The organism is Curtobacterium sp. MCJR17_043, from assembly GCF_003224315.2.
GTDB lineage: Bacteria > Actinomycetota > Actinomycetes > Actinomycetales > Microbacteriaceae > Curtobacterium.
Genome location: NZ_CP126259.1, coordinates 2,495,235 through 2,514,105 on the forward strand (window position 1 = coordinate 2,495,235; position 18,871 = coordinate 2,514,105).

Annotated in this window: 15 protein-coding genes, 1 tRNA gene and 3 pseudogenes; 7 read left to right on the forward strand and 12 right to left on the reverse strand. The window is 72.7% G+C overall.

The window, feature by feature from the left end:
- Window positions 1-177: 177 nt before the first annotated feature.
- On the reverse strand, window positions 178-642 hold the full coding sequence (locus tag DEJ15_RS12900; RefSeq protein ID WP_110824477.1) for an ImmA/IrrE family metallo-endopeptidase: 465 nt from the start codon (window positions 640-642) through the stop codon (window positions 178-180).
- Window positions 639-950 carry a hypothetical protein gene (locus tag DEJ15_RS12905; RefSeq protein WP_284175083.1) on the reverse strand — a complete coding sequence of 104 codons (312 nt, stop codon included), beginning with the start codon at window positions 948-950 and terminating at the stop codon, window positions 639-641. Before DEJ15_RS12905 ends, DEJ15_RS12900 begins: the two co-directional genes overlap by 4 nt.
- A gap of 188 nt (window positions 951-1,138) precedes the next feature.
- Here DEJ15_RS12905 and DEJ15_RS12910 point away from each other — a divergent pair, with 188 nt between their 5' ends.
- Window positions 1,139-1,789, forward strand: a complete 651-nt coding sequence (locus tag DEJ15_RS12910; protein ID WP_110824479.1) for an IMPACT family protein — start codon at window positions 1,139-1,141, stop codon at window positions 1,787-1,789.
- Window positions 1,790-1,934: 145 nt separating this feature from the next.
- On the opposite strand, the gene DEJ15_RS12915 is transcribed toward DEJ15_RS12910, so the two are convergent.
- Window positions 1,935-2,011 (reverse strand) — tRNA-Lys (locus DEJ15_RS12915).
- A gap of 138 nt (window positions 2,012-2,149) precedes the next feature.
- On the opposite strand from DEJ15_RS12915, the pseudogene DEJ15_RS12920 reads away from it, so the two are divergent.
- Window positions 2,150-2,596 (forward strand): annotated as a pseudogene (locus tag DEJ15_RS12920) (peroxiredoxin); the annotation flags it as partial.
- 53 nt (window positions 2,597-2,649) lie between these two features.
- Here the strand turns inward: DEJ15_RS12920 and DEJ15_RS12925 are convergent.
- Complete coding sequence (locus DEJ15_RS12925; RefSeq protein ID WP_284175084.1) at window positions 2,650-3,009, reverse strand: hypothetical protein; 360 nt, start codon at window positions 3,007-3,009, stop codon at window positions 2,650-2,652.
- Window positions 3,010-3,339: 330 nt separating this feature from the next.
- On the opposite strand from DEJ15_RS12925, the gene DEJ15_RS12930 reads away from it, so the two are divergent.
- On the forward strand, window positions 3,340-3,588 hold the full coding sequence (locus tag DEJ15_RS12930) for a WhiB family transcriptional regulator (protein WP_022904217.1): 249 nt from the start codon (window positions 3,340-3,342) through the stop codon (window positions 3,586-3,588).
- A 166-nt stretch (window positions 3,589-3,754) separates the two neighbouring features.
- Here the strand turns inward: DEJ15_RS12930 and DEJ15_RS12935 are convergent, their stop codons facing one another.
- Window positions 3,755-5,266, reverse strand: coding sequence for a sensor histidine kinase (locus tag DEJ15_RS12935; protein ID WP_110824482.1), 1,512 nt, complete (start codon window positions 5,264-5,266; stop codon window positions 3,755-3,757).
- A gap of 117 nt (window positions 5,267-5,383) precedes the next feature.
- On the opposite strand from DEJ15_RS12935, the gene DEJ15_RS12940 reads away from it, so the two are divergent.
- A complete protein-coding gene (locus tag DEJ15_RS12940; RefSeq protein WP_110824483.1) occupies window positions 5,384-6,139 on the forward strand; it encodes an Rv3235 family protein in 756 nt (251 codons plus the stop codon).
- Between the two features lie 374 nt (window positions 6,140-6,513).
- Here DEJ15_RS12940 and secA read toward each other — a convergent pair whose 3' ends face one another.
- The 7 genes and pseudogenes from secA to mtrA all read right to left on the reverse strand — a co-directional run bounded on the left by secA (window position 6,514) and on the right by mtrA (window position 15,324).
- Window positions 6,514-9,249, reverse strand: a complete 2,736-nt coding sequence (secA, locus tag DEJ15_RS12945; RefSeq protein WP_284175085.1) for a preprotein translocase subunit SecA — start codon at window positions 9,247-9,249, stop codon at window positions 6,514-6,516.
- A gap of 157 nt (window positions 9,250-9,406) precedes the next feature.
- Entirely contained in the window at window positions 9,407-10,129 is a 723-nt protein-coding gene (hpf, locus tag DEJ15_RS12950) for a ribosome hibernation-promoting factor, HPF/YfiA family (RefSeq protein WP_258365945.1), read from the reverse strand.
- A 147-nt stretch (window positions 10,130-10,276) separates the two neighbouring features.
- Entirely contained in the window at window positions 10,277-10,777 is a 501-nt protein-coding gene (locus tag DEJ15_RS12955) for a phosphoribosyltransferase family protein (protein ID WP_284175086.1), read from the reverse strand.
- A gap of 279 nt (window positions 10,778-11,056) precedes the next feature.
- Complete coding sequence (locus DEJ15_RS12960; protein ID WP_284175087.1) at window positions 11,057-12,502, reverse strand: LpqB family beta-propeller domain-containing protein; 1,446 nt, start codon at window positions 12,500-12,502, stop codon at window positions 11,057-11,059.
- A gap of 31 nt (window positions 12,503-12,533) precedes the next feature.
- Window positions 12,534-12,980 (reverse strand): annotated as a pseudogene (locus DEJ15_RS19635) (LpqB family beta-propeller domain-containing protein); the annotation flags it as partial.
- Window positions 12,977-14,641, reverse strand: coding sequence for an MtrAB system histidine kinase MtrB (gene mtrB / locus DEJ15_RS12965; protein WP_258365944.1), 1,665 nt, complete (start codon window positions 14,639-14,641; stop codon window positions 12,977-12,979). The gene mtrB and the pseudogene DEJ15_RS19635, both read right to left, overlap by 4 nt.
- 5 nt (window positions 14,642-14,646) lie before the next feature.
- On the reverse strand, window positions 14,647-15,324 hold the full coding sequence (gene mtrA / locus DEJ15_RS12970) for an MtrAB system response regulator MtrA (protein WP_110824488.1): 678 nt from the start codon (window positions 15,322-15,324) through the stop codon (window positions 14,647-14,649).
- A gap of 417 nt (window positions 15,325-15,741) precedes the next feature.
- Here mtrA and DEJ15_RS12975 point away from each other — a divergent pair, with 417 nt between their 5' ends.
- From DEJ15_RS12975 to DEJ15_RS18650, 3 genes and pseudogenes are all read left to right on the forward strand, one after another.
- Window positions 15,742-16,977 (forward strand): glycerophosphoryl diester phosphodiesterase membrane domain-containing protein, encoded by a 1,236-nt coding sequence (locus tag DEJ15_RS12975; RefSeq protein ID WP_181419570.1) that lies wholly within the window; start codon window positions 15,742-15,744, stop codon window positions 16,975-16,977.
- Entirely contained in the window at window positions 16,974-17,816 is an 843-nt protein-coding gene (locus DEJ15_RS12980; protein ID WP_284175088.1) for a hypothetical protein, read from the forward strand. The genes DEJ15_RS12975 and DEJ15_RS12980 overlap by 4 nt, the downstream gene beginning before the upstream one ends.
- Window positions 17,746-18,441 (forward strand): annotated as a pseudogene (locus DEJ15_RS18650) (DUF4350 domain-containing protein); the annotation flags it as partial. The gene DEJ15_RS12980 and the pseudogene DEJ15_RS18650, both read left to right, overlap by 71 nt.
- Window positions 18,442-18,871 lie beyond the last annotated feature (430 nt).

The following is an 18,871-nucleotide window of genomic DNA, read 5'->3' on the forward strand; positions in this document are numbered from 1 at the left end:
GACGTTCCGTCCGCCGAGCAGCGGGTCGACGGCGCGGTACAGGGGGGTCGACGCCGGCGACGACCGTGCCCGAGAACAGCAGGAACGTCAGTGCCAGCGTCCGGTCCTGCCCGCGTTGCACGACGGAGAGGACGACCGCCCCGACGACGAGCAGGACCGCCTGGACGACGGCGAGGATCACCCGAAGACCCCGCGGAACGCACTCGGACGTTCGCGGTGGCCGCGGATCAGCTGCGCGAGCCGGTCGGCGAAGAGCTCGGCCTCGCGTTCGTACTCGTTCTCGAAGAGGCCGCGGGCGAGGGCCCGTTCGACCTTGTACTCGGGCAGGTCCGGGATGAGGCTCCGGATGGCGGCGGCCTGCGGCGCGGTCTCGTGGTGTCCGTGCAGGACGTGGCCGAGCTCGTGTCCGATGACGAACGCGCGGAAGGTCGGGGACGGCGTCGGGGAGATCATCACGAGGTGACGGTGCTCCAGCGTCGCGACGAAGCCGCACACCGGCTCGTCGGCCAGGAACGACTCCTCACGGACGGTGATCGGCTTGCCGACGAGGTCCTCGGCCGCCGCGACGGCGTCGTCGATCCCGGTCCAGCCCGCGTCCTCGCCCAGCTGCCAGAACCGGTCGACCAGCGTCGGCGCGGTCACACCGCACCGCCGCTGCGCGACTCCTGCTCGATGACCTCGGCGATGCGGCGGAGGGCCTCCGGCGAGAGTTCACCGGGGAAGGTCCGCGCTGCGAAACCGCTCACCCGGGCCGAACGGACGGCCCGCACGAGGGCGAGTTGCGCGCCGATGCGCTCGGGCAGTTCACTGTCCTCGAGCAGGAAACGGTCGTCGACCTCGAAGAAGCCCGCGAGCAGGCGCAGCAGCTGGGTGTCGCTGTTCCGCCGCCCGTCACCGGAAACCATGTAGGTCCACTTCGCGCGCGAGAGCGAACCGCCGCCGTCGGCCACGTACTGCTCGATCTCCGCGAAGGGCACGGGTGCACCACGCTGCGACTCCTCGAAGTCGAGCAGCAGGTTGAGCCGTCGCGCGAGCTCCCCCCGCGTCGAGCACGCCGCCCTTCGGCACCGATCCCGTCATCGTCGCCCCCCTTCGATCCCGTGCCCGACCACCCTACTGCGCCACTACCCTCGGACGGGTGTCCCGCCGGTACCCCGCTTCCATCGCCGGCCCGGTCGAGCACGAGATCGTCGTGTCGCGCTCCCGGTTCGTCACCCTCGCGCACCCCGCCGCGGACGCGGCGGCGGCGGAGGCCGTCATCGCGGACGTCCGCCGTCGCTCGTGGGACGCCCGGCACCACTGCACCGCGATGGTCACCGGCGTCCTCGGAGACCAGGCCCGGTCCTCCGACGACGGTGAACCCTCGGGCACCGCGGGCGTCCCGATGCTCGAGGTCCTCCGTCGGCGGGACCTCACCGACGTCGTCGTGGTCGTCAGCCGGTGGTTCGGCGGCGTGAAGCTCGGTGCCGGTGGGCTGGTCCGGGCCTACTCGACCTCGGTGTCCGAGACGCTTGACCGGGCGGAGGTCGTCCGCCGCGCCGCCCGGACGCAGGTGACCGTAGCGGTCCCGCACGCCGACGCGGGACGGGTGGACAACGCCCTGCGCGCGTGGGTGCAGCGGCACGACGCCACCTCCGGCGCGACGGTCTACGGCGCGGAGGCGACGTTCGAGGTGTGGGTGCCGACCGACGGGATCGCAGAACTCCGGGCGGAGTTGGCGGCGGTGTCGTCGGGCGGGCTCGATGCGGTGGTCGGCGAGGAGCGAGTGGTGGAGCTGTCCGACGGGTGACGCAGCGCCGGCGGCTGGGCCGTCCGGTCGAGATGGTGACCGGAACCGGGTCGGGCGTGTCGGGCACGACGGTCTCGCGAGGCACGGTGCGTGGAACGCCGGTAGGACGACGAAGACCCCGACCGGATCGGTCGGGGTCTTCGGTTGGTGCACCCCCCTCGGACTTGAACCGAGAACCCACTGATTAAGAGTCAGTTGCTCTGCCAATTGAGCTAGAGGTGCGTGGTGTGGAGTTGTCCTGCCGCTTCGGCGTGCGCCCCGCGACGGGAATCAACAATAGCATGACTTCTGCGTGCCGTTGACCACTCGCGGCACCGGACGAACAGGAGCCCCACTTGAGCGACCGTCTCGCCGCCGGCGACACCGCCCCCCGACTTCACCCTCCCCGACCAGGACGGCACCGAGCACGCGCTCGCGGACCTCCGCGGACGGAAGGTGATCGTGTACTTCTACCCCGCGGCGTCCACCCCGGGCTGCACCACCGAGGCCTGCGACTTCCGCGACAACATGTCGTCGCTCCAGGCCGCCGGCTACGAGGTCCTCGGCGTCTCGAAGGACGAGCTGCCCGCCCTGCAGCGCTTCCACTCCGAGCAGGCCCTGAGCTTCCCGCTGCTGAGCGACCCCGATCTCGCCGTACACCGCGCGTACGGGGCATGGGGTGAGAAGAACAACTACGGCAAGATCGTCACCGGCACCATCCGGTCGACGATCGTCGTCGACGAGGAGGGCCGCGTCCAGCTGCCGCTCTACAACGTCAAGGCCACCGGCCATGTGGCGAGCCTGCGGAAGAAGCTCGGCCTGGTCTGACGGCCCGCCTCCCGGTGCTGCTCGGGCCCGGTGCTGCTCGGGCCCGTCGCCGCTCAGTCCCGGCGCACGAGTGCCGCGGTCACCGGCCGGCTGAGCACGAGCGTGATGCCGAGCAGCGCCGGGATGAGCAGCGCCCACCCGACGGACGCCACCCGCGACTCGCCCTGGAACGCCCCGATCGCAAGGGCACCCTGCAGGACCTGCCAGACGACCACACCGCTGCGCACCCAGGCGCGTCCGCGGCGGAGCCCGGCCACCATCGCGCCGAGCCAGACGGTCGCGAGGACCGCGAGCACGAGCAGGGCGATCCCGGACGCGATGCCCGCTGCCGGGGTCGTGAGGAGTTCCACGAGCAGGTAGACCGTCACGGCGGCCATCGCGAGGAACTCGAGCCCGACGACGGCGACGAGCACGAGGAGTGCAGCGGGCCGCCTCCGGGGGGACGAGTTCGTCGTCCGTGGTGGTGTCAGGCACAGCGATCCTCCAGCAGTGAAACCCTTGATTTGGCCATACCAGTATGGAACGATGTCCGAGGTCGTTTGGACGGCACGATGTGGTGTACGTCTCCCGTGGTTCGACGCTCCTCCCCCCGAGCGTTCCGCGGGCGTCGAACTCTCCCCCGCGCGGGCTCCTCCCCCCACAGGAAGCCTCCCGTACGTCACATGAGCATGTGCAGAGTCCCGATCCCCCCGAGCCACGGCCGCGGCCTGCCGTTCGAGCATCTACCGCAAGGAGCACCACACATGGACTGGCGTGACCAGGCTGCCTGCCTCACCGCAGACCCCGAGCTCTTCTTCCCCGTCGGGAACACCGGCCCGGCCGTCGACCAGATCGAGAAGGCCAAGTCGGTCTGCGCTCGGTGCACCGTGACCGAGATGTGCCTGCAGTACGCCCTCGAGAACAACCAGGACTCCGGTGTCTGGGGCGGCCTCAGCGAGGACGAGCGTCGCGCGCTCAAGCGCCGCGCAGCCCGCGCCCGCCGCGCCTCCTGACCGCGCACACCTGACGGGAGAGCCCGCCATCCCTCCGGGTGGCGGGCTCTCCTGCGTCCGGCCCGTGGCACTGTGCCGCAGGGACACCGCGGAACGCCTGGAGGCCCGCACCTCCTCCGCCGGACCGGGTGCGGGCCTCCAGGCCGTCGCGGACGACCGCGAGCGGTCAGGCGGTCGCTGCCGGTGCGGCCGTGAGCCAGCGGAACGGGATCGAGATGGTCACCTCGGTGCCGCTGCCCGTGAGGGTGTGCCAGTCGATCGTGCCGCCGAGTTCGCCCTGGATGAGGGTGCGGACGATCTGCGTCCCGAGCCCCGACCCGACCTTGCCCTCCGGCAGGCCGACGCCGTTGTCGCGGACCTGGATCTCGATGTGGTCGTCGTGCCGGTTCGCCACGATCTCGACCTCGCCGTCGCGCCCGTCGAGCCCGTGCTCCACGGCGTTGGTGACGAGTTCGGTGAGACCGAGCGCGAGCGGGGTCGCGGCCTCGGACGGCAGCACACCGAACTCCCCCGTCTTCTTCGGGTGCACGGTCGTGTTGTGCGACGCCGCGACCTCGGTCACGAGCTTGAGGACCGAGTCGAACACCTCGTCGAAGTCGACGGTCTGGCTGAGCCCCGTCGACAGGGTGTCGTGCACGACGGCGATGGCGGCCACGCGCCGCATCGCGTTCTGCAGGGAGGTCCGCGCCTCGTCCGAGTGCGTGCGCCGGGCCTGGATCCGCAGGAGGGACGCCACCGTCTGCAGGTTGTTCTTGACGCGGTGGTGGATCTCACGGATCGTCGCGTCCTTGGTGATGAGCTCGCGCTCCTGGTGCCGCATCTCGGTGACGTCGCGGCAGAGGACGACGGCGCCGATGCGGGCACCCTGGTCGCGGAGCGGGATCGACCGGAGGGTCACGGTGACGCCCTTCGCCTCGATGTCGGCCCGCCACGGAGCGCGGCCGGTGACCACGAGCGGCAGGGACTCGTCGACGTCGAGCTGCGCACCGAGCAGCTCCGTCGTGACCTCGGCCAGGGACTTGCGCTCGAGTTCGCCCTCGAAGCCCATCCGGTTGAACGCGCTGAGACCGTTCGGGCTCGCGAACGTGACCACGCCGTCGGTGTCGAGGCGGAGGAGACCGTCACTGGCACGGGGCGCACCACGGCGGGGGCCAGCGGGTGCGCCGAGGTCCGGGAAGTCGCCGGTGGCGATCATGCCGAACAGGTCGTTCGCGCTCGCGGTGAAGTTGAGCTCCTGACGGCTCGGCGTGCGCGACTCGTCCTGGTTGGAGTGGCGGGTCACGACGGCGATCGGCCGCTCGGTGGTCTCGGCGCTCTTCGCGGTCAGGCGTCGGAGCACCGGGATGGCCCGGACGCGGGTCGGGGTGTCCTCGTACCAGTCGGGCTCGGCCGAGTCGACGACGCGGCTCCCGGTGAAGCTCTGGGTGACCTGGTCGCGCCACTCCTCGCGGATCTCCTGCCCGACGATGTCGCGGTAGAACAGCGTCGCCGCCGAGGACGGCCGGGCGTGGGCGACGGCCACGAAGGACGACCCGTCGGCGGTCGGTACCCAGAGGACCATGTCGGCGAAGGACAGGTCGGCCAGCAGCTGCCAGTCGCCGACGAGCAGGTGCAGCCATTCCACGTCGGCTTCGGAGGAACGGCCTTGTGCGAGGACGAGGTCACTGAGGGTCGACACCAGCCAAGTCTAGGTCCGCCGCTGTGTGGAGACGGCGCACTCTCCACAGGCATCACCACTCGGCGAAATGTGATGTTGCACGGCCCAAACGCTCGGCCCTGGAGAAAGGGGGCCGGGGTGACGGACACGGCGCAACGGATCGACGAGGAGCCGGTCGGGAGGCACGACCAGACCGAGGAGGACCGGAGGGACCGCCATCGCGCCGAGGACGAGGGGACGGGCGGCACCCACGTCGTGCCCTCCTCCTCCTCGAGCGTCGTCCGGACGGTCGACCCCGGGGTGGACGTCGGCACGGACGGGACCGGCGCGGCCGTCGGCACGGACGGGACCGGCGCGGCCGTCGGCACGGCCGGGACCGGGGCGGTCCTGAGTCCGTCCGTGACCGGAGCGGTCCTCGGTGCGTCCGGGACCGGAGCGGCCCTGGATCCGTCCGGACCCGCGGCGGTCCTGGATCCGTCCAGGACCGGGGCTGCGCCGGGCCCGGACGAGACGCAGTCGGCTGTCGGTGCGGGTGGCGGCGGCGCGGGCACGGACCTCCCGGACGCCGGCGAGACCGCGCGGTCCCTCGCCCTGTGCGTCGCCGAGATCCTCACCGGCGCCCGTGAGGTCGACACCATCTCGCGGTGGATCACCGACGAGGTGCACCGACACCTGCAGCACCGTGCGGCGGTCGCGGCGCGTGCCCGGTCGGTGTCCCGCCACGCACGGCAGCGTGCGGTCATCCGGGTCGGCGGCGTCGTGCTCGACGGGCCCCGGGACGGCGTCGCCGAGGCGGCCGTGGTCGTCCACACCCGAAGTCGCGCCCGGGCGGTCGCCATCCGGCTCGAGGTCCGCAACGGTCGCTGGCGGGCGACCGCGATCGGGGTGCTCTGAGTGCGCGGAGCCGGGCCCGTCGAGCAGGGTCGACGTCGATCTTCCTGCCGGGCCCGACGCCGCTGCAGGTCCCCGACGCCGCTGCAGGTCCCCGACGCCGGTGCAGGTCCGCGACGCCGATCCCGCTCCCGCTCCCCGCTCCCCGGTCCCGGTGCCGGTCCCACGCCCGGCGCCGGTCCGGGTGTCGGCCGCCCTGCCGGTGCCGGTGCGGGCGCTGGCGCTGGCACCGGCACCGGCACCGTCACCGGCACCGGCACCGGCACCGGGATGACGGACGGGAGGCCCGGTACCAGCTGGTACCGGGCCTCCCGTCGTGTCGTGCGGAGCGTCAGCCCTTCTTGGCGGCCGCCCGGCGCTCGGCGCGGTTGTTCGCGTCAGCCTGCCCGGTGGCGGTCGCGGCGGAGCCGAAGGCCGAACCCCGCTCGGGGGGCCGCCGCTTCCTGCTCGGCCTGCTCACGCTGCGCGCGCGCCGTGGCTGCCTGCTCGAGGCGCCCGGCCTCGTCGCGGACCTCGACCTCGCCGTCGATGGACGGCGCCGAGTACTCGAGTCCGGCGTTCTCACCCTCCTCGCCGAGCCCCTTCGCCTCGATGACGGCGCTGTCGCCGTCCGACTGGACCTGCACCTCGAGGTTGAAGAGGAACCCGACCGACTCCTCGCGGATCTGGCCCATCATCGTCTGGAACAGCGCGTAGCCCTCGCGCTGGTACTCGACGAGCGGGTCACGCTGCGCCATCGCGCGGAGGCCGATGCCGTCCTTGAGGTAGTCCATCTCGTACAGGTGGTCCCGCCAGCGGCGGTCGATCACCGAGAGGACGACGCGACGCTCGAGCTCACGCATCGCCTCTTCGCCGAGGGTCTCCTCGCGCTTCTGGTAGGCGAGCTGGGCGTCGGACAGGATCTCCCGCGCGAGGAAGTCCCGCGTTGCCTTGCCCTTCGAACCGGCCTCGGTGATGACCTCGTCGATGGTGATCGAGATCGGGAACAGCGTGCCGAGCTCGGTCCACATGGCGTCGAGGTCCCAGTCGTCCGGGGAACCCTCGCCGGTGTGGGTGTCGATGACGTCGTCCACGACGCTCTTCAGGAACGACTGCGCGCGCTCGTGCAGGTCGTCGCCCTCGAGGATGTGGCGGCGGTCGCTGTAGATGGCCTCGCGCTGGCGGTTCAGGACGTCGTCGTACTTCAGGACGTTCTTGCGGATCTCGGCGTTGCGGCCCTCGACCTGCGCCTGTGCGGAGCGGATCGCCCGCCCGACGAGCTTGTTCTCGATCGCCAGGTCGTCCGGCACGTTGCCGCGGCCCATGAGGCTCTCGGCGGCACCGGAGTTGAACAGCCGCATGAGGTCGTCGGTCAGCGACAGGTAGAAGCGGCTCTCGCCGGGGTCGCCCTGACGACCGGAACGACCACGCAGCTGGTTGTCGATGCGGCGGGACTCGTGCCGCTCGGTCCCGAGGACGTAGAGACCGCCGGCTTCCCGGACCTTCTCGCTCTCCTCCTCGACGGTGGCCTTCATCGCCGAGAAGACCTTGTCCCACTCGGCTTCGTACTCCTCCGGCGTCTCCGTCGGCGACAGGCCCTTCGCGTGCATCTCCTGCACCGCGAGGAACTCGGCGTTGCCACCGAGCATGATGTCGGTTCCACGACCGGCCATGTTCGTCGCGACCGTGACGGCGCCGGCGCGACCGGCCTGGGCGACGATCGCGGCTTCACGCGCGTGGTTCTTCGCGTTGAGGACCTCGTGCTTCACGCCCTTCTTGGCGAGGAGCTTCGACAGGTACTCGGACTTCTCGACGCTCGTGGTACCGACCAGGACCGGCTGGCCCTTCTGGTGACGCTCCTCGATGTCGTTCGCGACCTGCTCGAACTTGGCCTGCTCGTTCTTGTAGACGAGGTCGGTCTGGTCGATGCGCTGCATCGGTCGGTTCGTCGGGATCGGGACCACGCCGAGCTTGTACGTGGACATGAACTCCGCCGCCTCGGTCTCGGCGGTACCGGTCATGCCGGAGAGCTTCTGGTACAGGCGGAAGTAGTTCTGCAGCGTGATCGTGGCGAGCGTCTGGTTCTCGGCCTTGACCTCGACGCCCTCCTTGGCCTCGATCGCCTGGTGGATGCCCTCGTTGTAGCGGCGGCCCATCAGGATGCGGCCGGTGTGCTCGTCGACGATGAGGACTTCGCCGTTCATCACGACGTAGTCCTTGTCGCGCTTGAACAGGGCGACGGCCTTGATGGAGTTGTTCAGGAAGGAGATCAGCGGGGTGTTCGCCGACTCGTACAGGTTGTCGATGCCGAGGTAGTCCTCGACCTTCTCGATGCCGGGCTCGAGCACGCCGACGGTGCGCTTCTTCTCGTCGACCTCGTAGTCCTCGCCCGGGGTGAGCCGCGTGGCGATGGAGGCGAACTCGGTGAACCAGCGGTTCGCCTCGCCCGACGACGGGCCGGAGATGATGAGCGGCGTCCGGGCCTCGTCGATGAGGATCGAGTCGACCTCGTCCACGATGGCGAAGAAGTGGCCGCGCTGGACCATGTCCGACGCCTGCCACGCCATGTTGTCGCGCAGGTAGTCGAAGCCGAACTCGTTGTTCGTGCCGTAGGTGATGTCGGCGGCGTACTGCTCGCGGCGCTCGGCCGGCGACTGGCCCGCGACGATGCAGCCCGTGGTCATGCCGAGGGCGCGGAAGACGCGGCCCATGAGCTCCGACTGGTACGACGCGAGGAAGTCGTTGACCGTGATGACGTGCACGCCGCGCGACGGGATGGCGTTCAGGTACGCCGCGGTCGTCGCGACGAGGGTCTTGCCCTCACCGGTCTTCATCTCGGCGATGTTGCCGAGGTGGAGCGCCGCGCCGCCCATCAGCTGCACGTCGAAGTGCCGCATGCCCAGGGTCCGCTTGGAGGCCTCGCGCACGGCGGCGAACGCCTCGGGCAGGAGGTCGTCGAGGGTCTCGCCGTTGGCGTACCGCTCGCGGAGCTCGGTCGTCTCCTCGAGGAGTTCCTCGTCCGTCAGACTCGCGAAGTCGTCCTCGAGGTCGTTGATCGCCGAGGCGTACGCCTTCAGCCGACGGAGGGTCCGCCCTTCACCGATGCGGAGGACCTTCTCCAGCACGTTTGCCACGTGAGCTCCTTACGAAGTCGTCGTGCGCGGTCCGCGCGCCCGATCAGCCAGTCATGCTAGCAACCCGCCGCAGCCCGGCGCTGGGAGCAGGACGAGTGCACGCCGGACAGCACGAGTGCGCACGGTCCGAACGGACCGTGCGCACTCCCGAGCGCTGCTACGCGTTCGCGGAGGTCGTCTCCTCGACCAGGACGTGCTCGCTCCCCCGGGCGTCGGCGCCCGGGTTCTCGTCGATGCCGATGACGCCGTAGTCCCAGCCCTTGCGGCGGTAGACCACGCTCGGCCGGTGGGTCTCGGAGTCGACGAACAGGTAGAAGTCGTGTCCGACGAGCTCCATGTGGTACAGCGCGTCGTCGACCGTCATCGGGGCGGCCTCGAACACCTTCTGACGGATGACGACGGGCGAGTACGCCTGGTCGTCGTCCTCGTGGTCCGCTGCCTGGTCGACGTCGACCACGGGAACGGCGCCCGTGGCGACCTCCTCGATGAGCTTGCCGTCGGCGGGCTCGACACCCATGCCCTCGAAGCCGGCACCGGCGGCCTCGGCGACGGACGTCGGGCGGTGGCGCCCGCGGTGCACCTTCTTGCGGTCACGAGCCCGGCGCAGGCGCTCGGCGATGCGCGCGAAGGCCAGGTCGAAGGCCGCGTACTTGTCCGACGCGGCCGACTCGGCCCGGACGAGCGGTCCGGGCCCGATGATGGTCAACTCGACGCGGTCCTCGCCCTGCGCCCCGCTGCTCTTCTCGTGGTGCCGACTCAACCGCACCTCGAACGCGAGGGCCCGGTCGGCGAGGGCGTCGATCTTCTCGGACTTCTGCTCCACGTAGGTCCGGAATCGGTCGGTCACTCCGACGTTCCGGCCCGTGATCGTCACGTCCATGGCGGCTCCCATCCACTTTCGGCGGTTCGCCTCCGTCCGGCGAACACCAACGCCTTGCCGCGAGGCTAGACCCTGCCACCCGAGCGGGTGCTCGCGTCGGGCGGTCGGGCGGGGACACCCACCGGATGCCCAGGGGACACTCGGCCTTCACACCTCGACGCTCGCAACCGCGACGCACCGGACCACACGTCCGCCCGCGGCCCGCACTGCTCGGACCGCCTCGGCCATGGTCACCCCGGTCGTCACGACGTCGTCCACGACGACGACGTCCCGCCCGGCGACGAGCGCGGGGGCGCAGAGGGTGCCGACCGTGGCGGCGACGCGCTCGATGCCGGTGCGCTCCTTCTGCCCGGCACCGCCCCCCGTGCGGGTCTGCACCCCCCGCGCCCGGACGCCGCCCGGGCCACGCCGGGCAGCGCCGCCGGGACGGCGACCCGTCGGAGGGCGGGGGGCTCGCCGCACGCCCGCGCGGCGGAGCACCGTCACCACCGGGTCGAACCCACGACGGCGGTGCCCGCGCGCCGACGGGGGCACCCGCAGGACGACCGCGTCCGGCGCCGCGGCGAGCGCCGACCGCACCAGGTCGGCCGTCCGGTCCGTCAGGGGTGCGACGACGTCCACCCGGCCGCGCAGCTTCCACTCGAGCACGAGCGTCCGTACGAGTCCCTCGTACTCGTACGCCGCGTCGAGTCGGACCCCCCGCGACGAGCCGGGTCCGTCCGGGGAGGGCCGCGAGCGTCCCCCCGGCAGGTGTGGCACAGCGCCCGGTCGGGCGCACCGCACCCGACGCAGTCGACGGGCAGGAGCACGGCGAGCACCGTGCTGACGGCGTCACGCCATGGCTGGTCCGCGCCGGGGACACGACCGGGGACACGACCGGCGACCGGACCGGGCTCGGCCGGATCCGGGGCGGAGGCACGGCCGACGTCAGGAGCAGGCGCGGGCCCGGGCACGGGCCCAGGTCCAGGTCCAAGTCCAGGTCCAGGTCCAGGTCCAGGTCCAGGAGCGTGCGGTACCACGGACGGCAGCTGTGGGGACGACATGACCCGATGCTCGCCCGGCGGAGTGCCGTCGGGGTGCGCCGCACGGCGGACTGTGGACGGGCCTCCCGGCCGGCCCCGCCGTGACGGGGGAGGCGCTCAGCGCTGGATGCCGAGGACCTCGGCGTCGACGCCGGTGGTGTCCCACCCTCCGCCGGTCGACTGCAGCACCGACCCGTCGGTCATCCGGAGCAGCAGCGCACCACCGCTCCCCCCCGGCGATGGTCGTCGCCGTGCCGCCGGGCTTCGCGAGCGTCTCCGGCTGGCCGCCGACGGTCGTCCGGACGACGCTCGCCCCCGTGCTCGTCCGACCGACGGACGCGACGTCGAGTTCGTCCACCCAGGTCGCGCTCACCGGGTCGCCAGCCGCGGCCTGGACGCGCACCGGCGGACCGAGGGACGTCGGGGCGCGGTCCGAACCCCGCGTGATCGCGACCACGTACAGGGCAGCACCGTCGTCGGTGTCGAGGAGCGCGAGCGCACGGGTGGAGTCACGGGAGACCTGGAAGGACACGAGCTCCCCCTCCGGCAGGGTCGAGGTGACCTGGTGCGGGTCGCCGCCGGTGCCGTACGCCGTGATCGACCGGGCGTCGGAGCGCTCCGCCACCCACACGAACCCCTGGTCGTCGATCGACGGGGGCACGAGGTCGTCCCGGGTGTCGACCCGGAGCGGGTCCTTGCCGCTGCGCACGACGAACACGCCGTCGCGGTTGCCGACCGCGGCGAGCGTGCCCGAGGCGGACAGCGCGAGCGACCGCGGGTCGAGCGCGGCGATCCGGCCGCTCATCCCGCCGCCGAGGCCGGTGACGTCCCCCGTGCTCGGCGTCGCGAAGCCGGCGGCGCCGTCCTGCACGACCAGGGGCCTCGCGTCGACGTCGGGGTTCCGCTGGGCACTCGTGCCGCTCGAGTCCGGTAGGGGCACGGGCACGCTCTCGACGGTGAGGTCGACGGAGGAGACGGTCGCGATGGAGGACAGCGAGTCGGTGAGCTGCTCCCGCATCCGGACCTTGTCGACGGTGGTCGCGCGCAGCGCCTCGCTCGACAGGTCGACCTGGGCGCTGCCGCTCTCGATCGTCACCGCGTTGAGCGAGAGCTGAGTGCCCTCGGGGAAGGACGAGACCACGGTGCCCTCGAGCCACTCGGCGGGGCCGGCGAGGAGCGCGCTGACGATCCGCGTGCTCGTCGAGGACCGGGCGAGGAACCACCGCTCGTCCGGCACGAGGTACCGGTACGTCGGGTCGTAGAAGTAGAGCGCGTGCGGCTGGAACACCGAGACGAAGTTGATCGGGGACAGGATGATGCCGTCGGGGGGCGTAGGCGATCCGCCACTCACCGTCCTCCCGCGTGAACTGGAACGTCAACGTCGACGAGGTCGGGCGGACCGCCTGGGTGTACTCGCCGTCCGCGTCGACCGAGGCGCTCGCGCTGAGCGTGTAGGTGAGCTCACGCGTCCCGACCCGCTCGACCTGCCCGTCACCCTGCCGGATCGTCACGCCCTGGCGCGGGTTCCACTTCTGCGAGAAGCCGGCGCTGAGGAACTCCCGGGCGACGGCGTAGTCGTTCTGGGCGCCGGTCGCGGCGTCGATGAACTGGGTGAGCAGCTCGGTCTGGTCGGATCCGGCCTCGGGGCCGGAGGGGCGGTAGTCCACGCCGCCGGACTGCGACTCGTCCGTGATGGACCGCCCCGCGCGGACCGGCCCCTCCTCGGGGATCGCGGCGCACGCCGAGACGGCGAGGAGCGTCACGGCCGCGAGCGCCGTCGCGAGCAGGCGTCGGAGTCGCCGGGCTCCGGGTCGAGCGGTCCTGGTCATGGTCGGTCCTCCGGTGCGGTGGGTCCGTCGTACGACTCGTCGAGTGCGGGCAGCGGGATGGCCGAGGTCGCCGGAGCCTCGTCGGTACGGCGCGGCAGGACGAGCACGAACGCCGATCCCTCCCCCGGTCGGGACCAGACGTCGATGCGGCCGCCGTGCAGCTGCGCGTCGCCCAGGCTGATGGCGAGCCCCAGCCCCGTGCCGCCGATGGTGCGTTTGCGGCTGGGGTCGGCCCGCCAGAACCGGTCGAACACCCGGGCGGTGTCCTCGGGCGGCATCCCGACGCCGCGGTCCCGGACCGCGATCGCGACGGAGCGCGAGTCGCTGTCGACGACGACGTCGACCGGGCGGCCGTCACCGTGCTCGACCGCGTTGCCGACGAGGTTGCGGAGCACCCGACGGATCCGGCGGCCGTCGAGCTGCATCGGCGTGTGCCCGCCGGGGCTGGCGAAGCGGAGTTCGATGCCGACCCGTTCGGCGAGCGGACGGAACTCGTCGACGATGTCGGCCGTGAGCGCGGCCGGGACGACCGGCTCGGTCTCGAGTTCGACGGCCTGGGCGTCGTACCGCGAGATCTCGAGGAGGTCGGCGAGCAACAGCTCGAACCGGTCGACCTGGGCGTGCAGCAGCTCCGCGGAGCGGGCGGCGGCGGGTTCGAAGGCGTGCCGGGCGTCGTAGAGCAGGTCCCCGGCGAGGCGGATGGTGGTGAGCGGGGTGCGCAGCTCGTGGGAGACGTCGGACACGAAGCGCTGCTGCACGCGGGAGAGTTCGGCGAGCTGGGTGATCTGCCGGCTCACCGCGTCCGCCATGTCGTTGAAGCTCCGCGCGAGGGTGGCGATGTCGTCCTCGCCCCGGACCGGGATGCGTTCGTCGAGGCGTCCCGCGGCGATCTTCCGACTCGTCTCGGCGGCACCGCGGATCGGCAGGACGACGAGCCGCACCACGAGGGACGTGACGAGGGCGATGAGGACGATGAGCGCGACACCGCCGATGGACAGCGTCTGCGACACGAAGTCCAGGGTCTGCTGCGCGTCGGACAGGTCGTAGACCAGGTACAGCTCGTACTGGCCGGCGCTCGGGATCTGCAGCGTGGACCCGACGGCGAGACCGGGGCCGCGTCCGTCCGGCCCGTCGAGCCGCACCGGCTGCAGACTGAGTTCGCCGGTGTCCGCGGCGACCCGCTTCCGGAGTTCGTCCGTGATGACGGCGTCGGGGAACCGGGTGCTCGCGACGTTCTGCAGGATCTGCGGGGTCGGTTCGCCGGGTGTCCGCTCGATCGCGATGCTCGTGCCGCCCGGGCTCGTCGTGTTCGAGAGGATCGCGTTCTGCGCTTCGCTCTGCAGGGACTCGAGTTCGGTCTGGTTGTTGTCCTCGGCCGCGGTGGCGGCGTCGAAGATACCCTGCGCGACGATGGTGGCGCGCGCCGACTCGGCCTCGATCTGGTCGCGACGCTGCGCGTACACGTTGTTCGAGATGCTGACCATGACGGCGGTGCCGATGACCGCGACGGCCAGACCGGTGGTCGCCACGGTGATCGCGACGGACCGGACCATGAGCGAGCGGCGCCACAGGTAGGCGATCCCGCGCCAGACGCGGCGGAGCCAGTACCGGGCCCGCCGGCGCACCCGGCGGAGCGGCACCGGGACCGACGTCGACGGCACGGCCGTCAGCTCTGTGCGCCGGCCCGGTACCCGACGCCGCGGACGGTGGTCACGATGCGCGGGTTGTCCGGGTCGTGCTCGATCTTCGCGCGGAGGCGCTGCACGTGCACGTTCACGAGCCGGGTGTCCGCCTTGTAGTGGTAGCCCCAGACCTGCTCGAGGAGCATCTCGCGGGTGAACACCTGGCTGGGCTTCTCGGCGAGGGCACGGAGCAGGTCGAACTCGAGCGGGGTGAGCGCGATGGGCCGGTCTCCGCGGCGGACCTCGTGTCCGGGGACGTCCACGACGAGGTCACCGACGTGCAGGACGGTCGCGTCCGACGCGGACGGCCGGAGCCGGGTGCGGATGCGCGCGACGAGCTCCTTCGGGTTGAACGGCTTCACGACGTAGTCGTCGGCGCCGTTCTCGAGTCCCGCGACGACGTCGGCGGTGTCGCCCTTCGCCGTGAGCATGATGATCGGCGTGCCGCTCTCGGCGCGGATCCGGCGGCACACCTCGATGCCGTCGATGCCCGGCAGCATGACGTCGAGCAGCACGAGGTCGGGCTTCGTGGCGTGGAACGCGTCCACGGCGTCGTTGCCGTCGGCGCTGAAGTCGGCCTCGTAGCCCTCCGAGCGGAGGACGATGCCGATCATCTCGGCGAGGGCATGGTCGTCGTCGACGACGAGGATGCGCGGTGTCATGGGATCGGGACTCCGAGGGGCAGGGCGGGGGTGCCCGGGGGACGGGCACGCTCCGCTCACGATAGCCGAGCCCTCATCGGCGCACGTTTTCCGACAGGATGGACACGGTCACCGCGTCCGGCGGCGACCGGACGACGGGGGACGGCGCATGGTCGACGGCGGATGGCACGTTCCGGGGGGCGGGGACGCCACCGGAGCACACGGGCGGGCCCGAGCGCGCGTCCGGCGCACCAGGGTGGCCCGCGCAGGGCGGTCACGGCGGCCCGGGAGGCCCGGTGCACTCCCCCCGCGTGGCCGGCGTCCGTGGGTGGGCCCGGAGGTCCGGGGCACCAGCCGCCACCGCTCCCGTCCGTCGGAGGGCCCCGTCCGCAGCCCGTCCGCCCGGTCATCCCGCTCCGTCCGCTCGGCCTCGGCGACGTGCTCGCCGGCGCCTTCACGGTCTTCCGCCGCAACGCGCGGGTGCTGCTGCTCTGGGCCGTGCTGCTCTCCGGCGTGCTGGGCCTCGTGTCCACGCTCACCTCGGCCTTCGGGCAGCGCACCCTGCAGTCCCGCATGCTCGCGGCGGTGGACGGCACGGGTGACGCCGACACGATCATCGCGGGCACCGTGACGTTGTACGCCGTCCTGTCGATCGGCCTCCCGTTCCTGGCGTACCTGGCGCGCGGGTTCCTCGTCGCCCCGATCGCGGTCGACACCGGGCAGCGCGTCCTCGGACGGCGCGGGACGTTCCGGGGGCTGTGGGCACTGCTCGCCGGACGTCGGCGATCGGTCCTCGGGTGGATCCTGCTGCAGCTCGCCGGCGGGGTCGTGCTCGGGACGGTCTTCGTCCTGGTCGTGCTCGCGTTCGTGGCCGCCCTGTCCGCCGGTGACGGTGCCGTCGGGTGGTTCGTCCTGACGATCGTCGTGATGGTCCTCGGGTTCGCCGTGCTCGTCGCCTTCTTCACCACGCGGTTCGCCTTCACCGTCCCGACCATCGCGCTCGAGGGCCGCGGGGTCTTCTCGGCCGCCGGGCAGTCGTGGCGCCTCACCCGTGGCGCGTTCTGGCGGACCTTCGGGATCCTGCTGCTCGTGCAGGTGGTGCTGGCCTTCGCGGCGAGCATCGCCAGCGTCCCGCTGACCGTCGGGCTCACGCTGTTCTCCGGCGTGTTCGACCCGCTCGGTCAGACCGGATCCTCGACCGCCGGAGGGCCGCCCTCGGTCGGCGCCGTCGTCACGCTCGCCATCGGCAGCCTGCTCGTGATCGCGGTGCAGTGCGTCACGGACGTGCTGACCGCGTCGATCACCACCTTCCTGACGATCGACCGGCGCATCCGGACCGAGGCGCTCGACCAGCGCATCGCCGCGCACCTGGAGACCGGGCAGCCGGCCGACCCCTTCGCACCGTCGCCCCCCGGCGACCGGCAGTCGTGGTCGCCCCGGCAGGGCTGGCCCCAGCAGCAGGGCTGGCCCCAGCAGCAGGGCTGGCCCGAGCAGCAGGGCTGGCCCGAGCAGCAGGGCTGGCAGCAGCAGGGCTCGCCTGGGCAGCAGGGCTGGCCCGAGCAGCAGGGCTGGCCCCAGCAGCAGGGCTGGCAGCAGCAGGGCTCGCCTGGGCAGCAGGGCTGGCCCGAGCAGCGCTGGCCCGAGCAGCAGGACCCGCCGAGCGGTCGCCCGTGACCGCGGTCGACCCGGACGAGGCCCGCCGCCTGCTCGAGCAGGAGCTCGGCCGCGCCGAGTACCGCGGGGCGCAGGAGACCTGGTGGGACCGCGCCTCCCGGGCCTTCCTCGACTGGCTCGGGTCCCTGCTGCCGGACGGTGGCGGCTCCACCACGTTCGGGCGGACCCTGCTCGTGATCGCGGTCGTCGTGCTCGTCGCCGTCGTGGTGCTCGTCGTGGTCACCCGCGGGCTGCCGCGTCGACGAGCACGGCTGCGCGGCGAGGACCCGGGCGGGGTGTTCGACGACGACGACCTCCGCTCGGCGAGCGCCGTCGCCGCTGCGGCCAGCGCGGCGTTCCGGGCCGGGGACTGGTCGACCGCGGTGCTCGAGGGGTACCGCGCGCTGGCCCGGGGTCTCGCCGAACGGGACCTGGTCACGGTGGTCCCGGGGGGCCACCGCCCGCGCCATCGCAGACCGCGCCACGGTGCCGTTCCCCACCCTCGGCACCGTGCTGCGGGACGCGTCGGACGCCTTCGACGCCGTCCGGTACCTCGGGGTCGACGCCGACGAGGAGACCGCCCGCCGCGTGCTCGACGCCTCCGCGGCGGTGCGCGCCGCCCGGCCGGTCCCGACGGGCGGCCCCGGCGGCCCGGGCGGACACCGCGCTGGCACAGGGCCCGGCACCGACGCCGGCAGCGCTCCCGGCCCGGCGGGTCCCTCTGTCCCGGCACGGCCCGCCGACCAGACGGACGCCGACCGGACGGACGCCGACCCGGGGGGTCCACGCATGAGCACCACCGCGACGCCGGCGGCACCGGCCGGAGCGGCTGCCGCCCCGACCGGGCCGACCCCGCGTGACCGTGCCCTGCGCATCGGTGCCTGGGCCGCGGTGGTCGTCGTCGGGCTGCTCCTGGCGGTCCTGACCGCCGCCGTCGGTCCCGGCCAGCAGCCGTCGGACGTCCCGCTCGACCCGTCGTCGACGACGGGCAGCGGCTCGCGGGCACTGGTGCGGGTCCTCGGCGAGCAGGGCACCGAGGTCACGGTCGTCTCCGACGCCGACCGGATCGGCAGCGGCGAGGGCACCGTCCTGGTGGACGACTCGGCCGGGGTGCTCGCCCCGTCCGTCGCCCGCCGCATCGCGAGGACCGCGGCCGACGTGGTCCTCGTCACCACCGACCCCGCCGTCCTGGAGGCGTTCGGCCTCGACGCGCGTCCGGCCGGCGCGTCCTCGACGGACACCACGGCGTCGACCGCGTCGTGCGCGATCCCGGCCGCCCGCGACGCCGGGTCCGTCAGCACCGCCGGGGTCACCTACGCGACCGACGACCCCGACGTGGTCCGCTGCGTCCCGTCCGGCACCGGAGCGGACCGTCGGTGGGGCCTCCTCCGCACGGCGACCCCAGCCGGGCACGTCACCGTCGTCGGCACGACGGCGGCCTTCCGGAACGACACCGTGACCCGTGCGGGCAACGCGGCCCTGGCGCTCGGTCTGCTCGGCAGTCAGGAGGACCTGGTCTGGTACGTGCCGACGGCCGGGAGCGCCGACGCCGCTCCCTCGCTCGGCGACCTCGCTCCGCCGTGGGTCCCGAGCGCGATCGGCGTGCTCGGCGTCGTGGCGGTCGCCGCGGCGGTCTGGCGCGGCCGACGGCTCGGCCCCCCTCGTGGTCGAACACCTGCCGGTCGTGGTCCGTGCCGCCGAGACCACCGAGGGACGCGCGCGCCTCGCCGTGCGGGTCCGCGACCGGACGCACACGCTCGACACGCTCCGGATCGCCGCGCTCCGCCGGATCGGGCGGCAGCTCGGTCTGCCCCGCTCCGCACACGTCGACGAGGTGGTGCGCCGGACCGCCGCCGTGACCGGCCGACCGGTCGGGCAGGTCGGAGCGGTGCTCGTCGGCGGGCCCACCGGCGAC

Bases quoted from the DNA above. Each gene is read 5' to 3' on its own strand.
- DEJ15_RS12930 (WP_022904217.1), top strand. From the start codon at position 3,340: ATGGACTGGCGTGACCAGGCTGCCTGCCTCACCGCAGACCCCGAGCTC.
- hpf (WP_258365945.1), bottom strand. From the start codon at position 10,129: ATGGACGTGACGATCACGGGCCGGAACGTCGGAGTGACCGACCGATTC.
- mtrA (WP_110824488.1), bottom strand. From the start codon at position 15,324: ATGACACCGCGCATCCTCGTCGTCGACGACGACCATGCCCTCGCCGAG.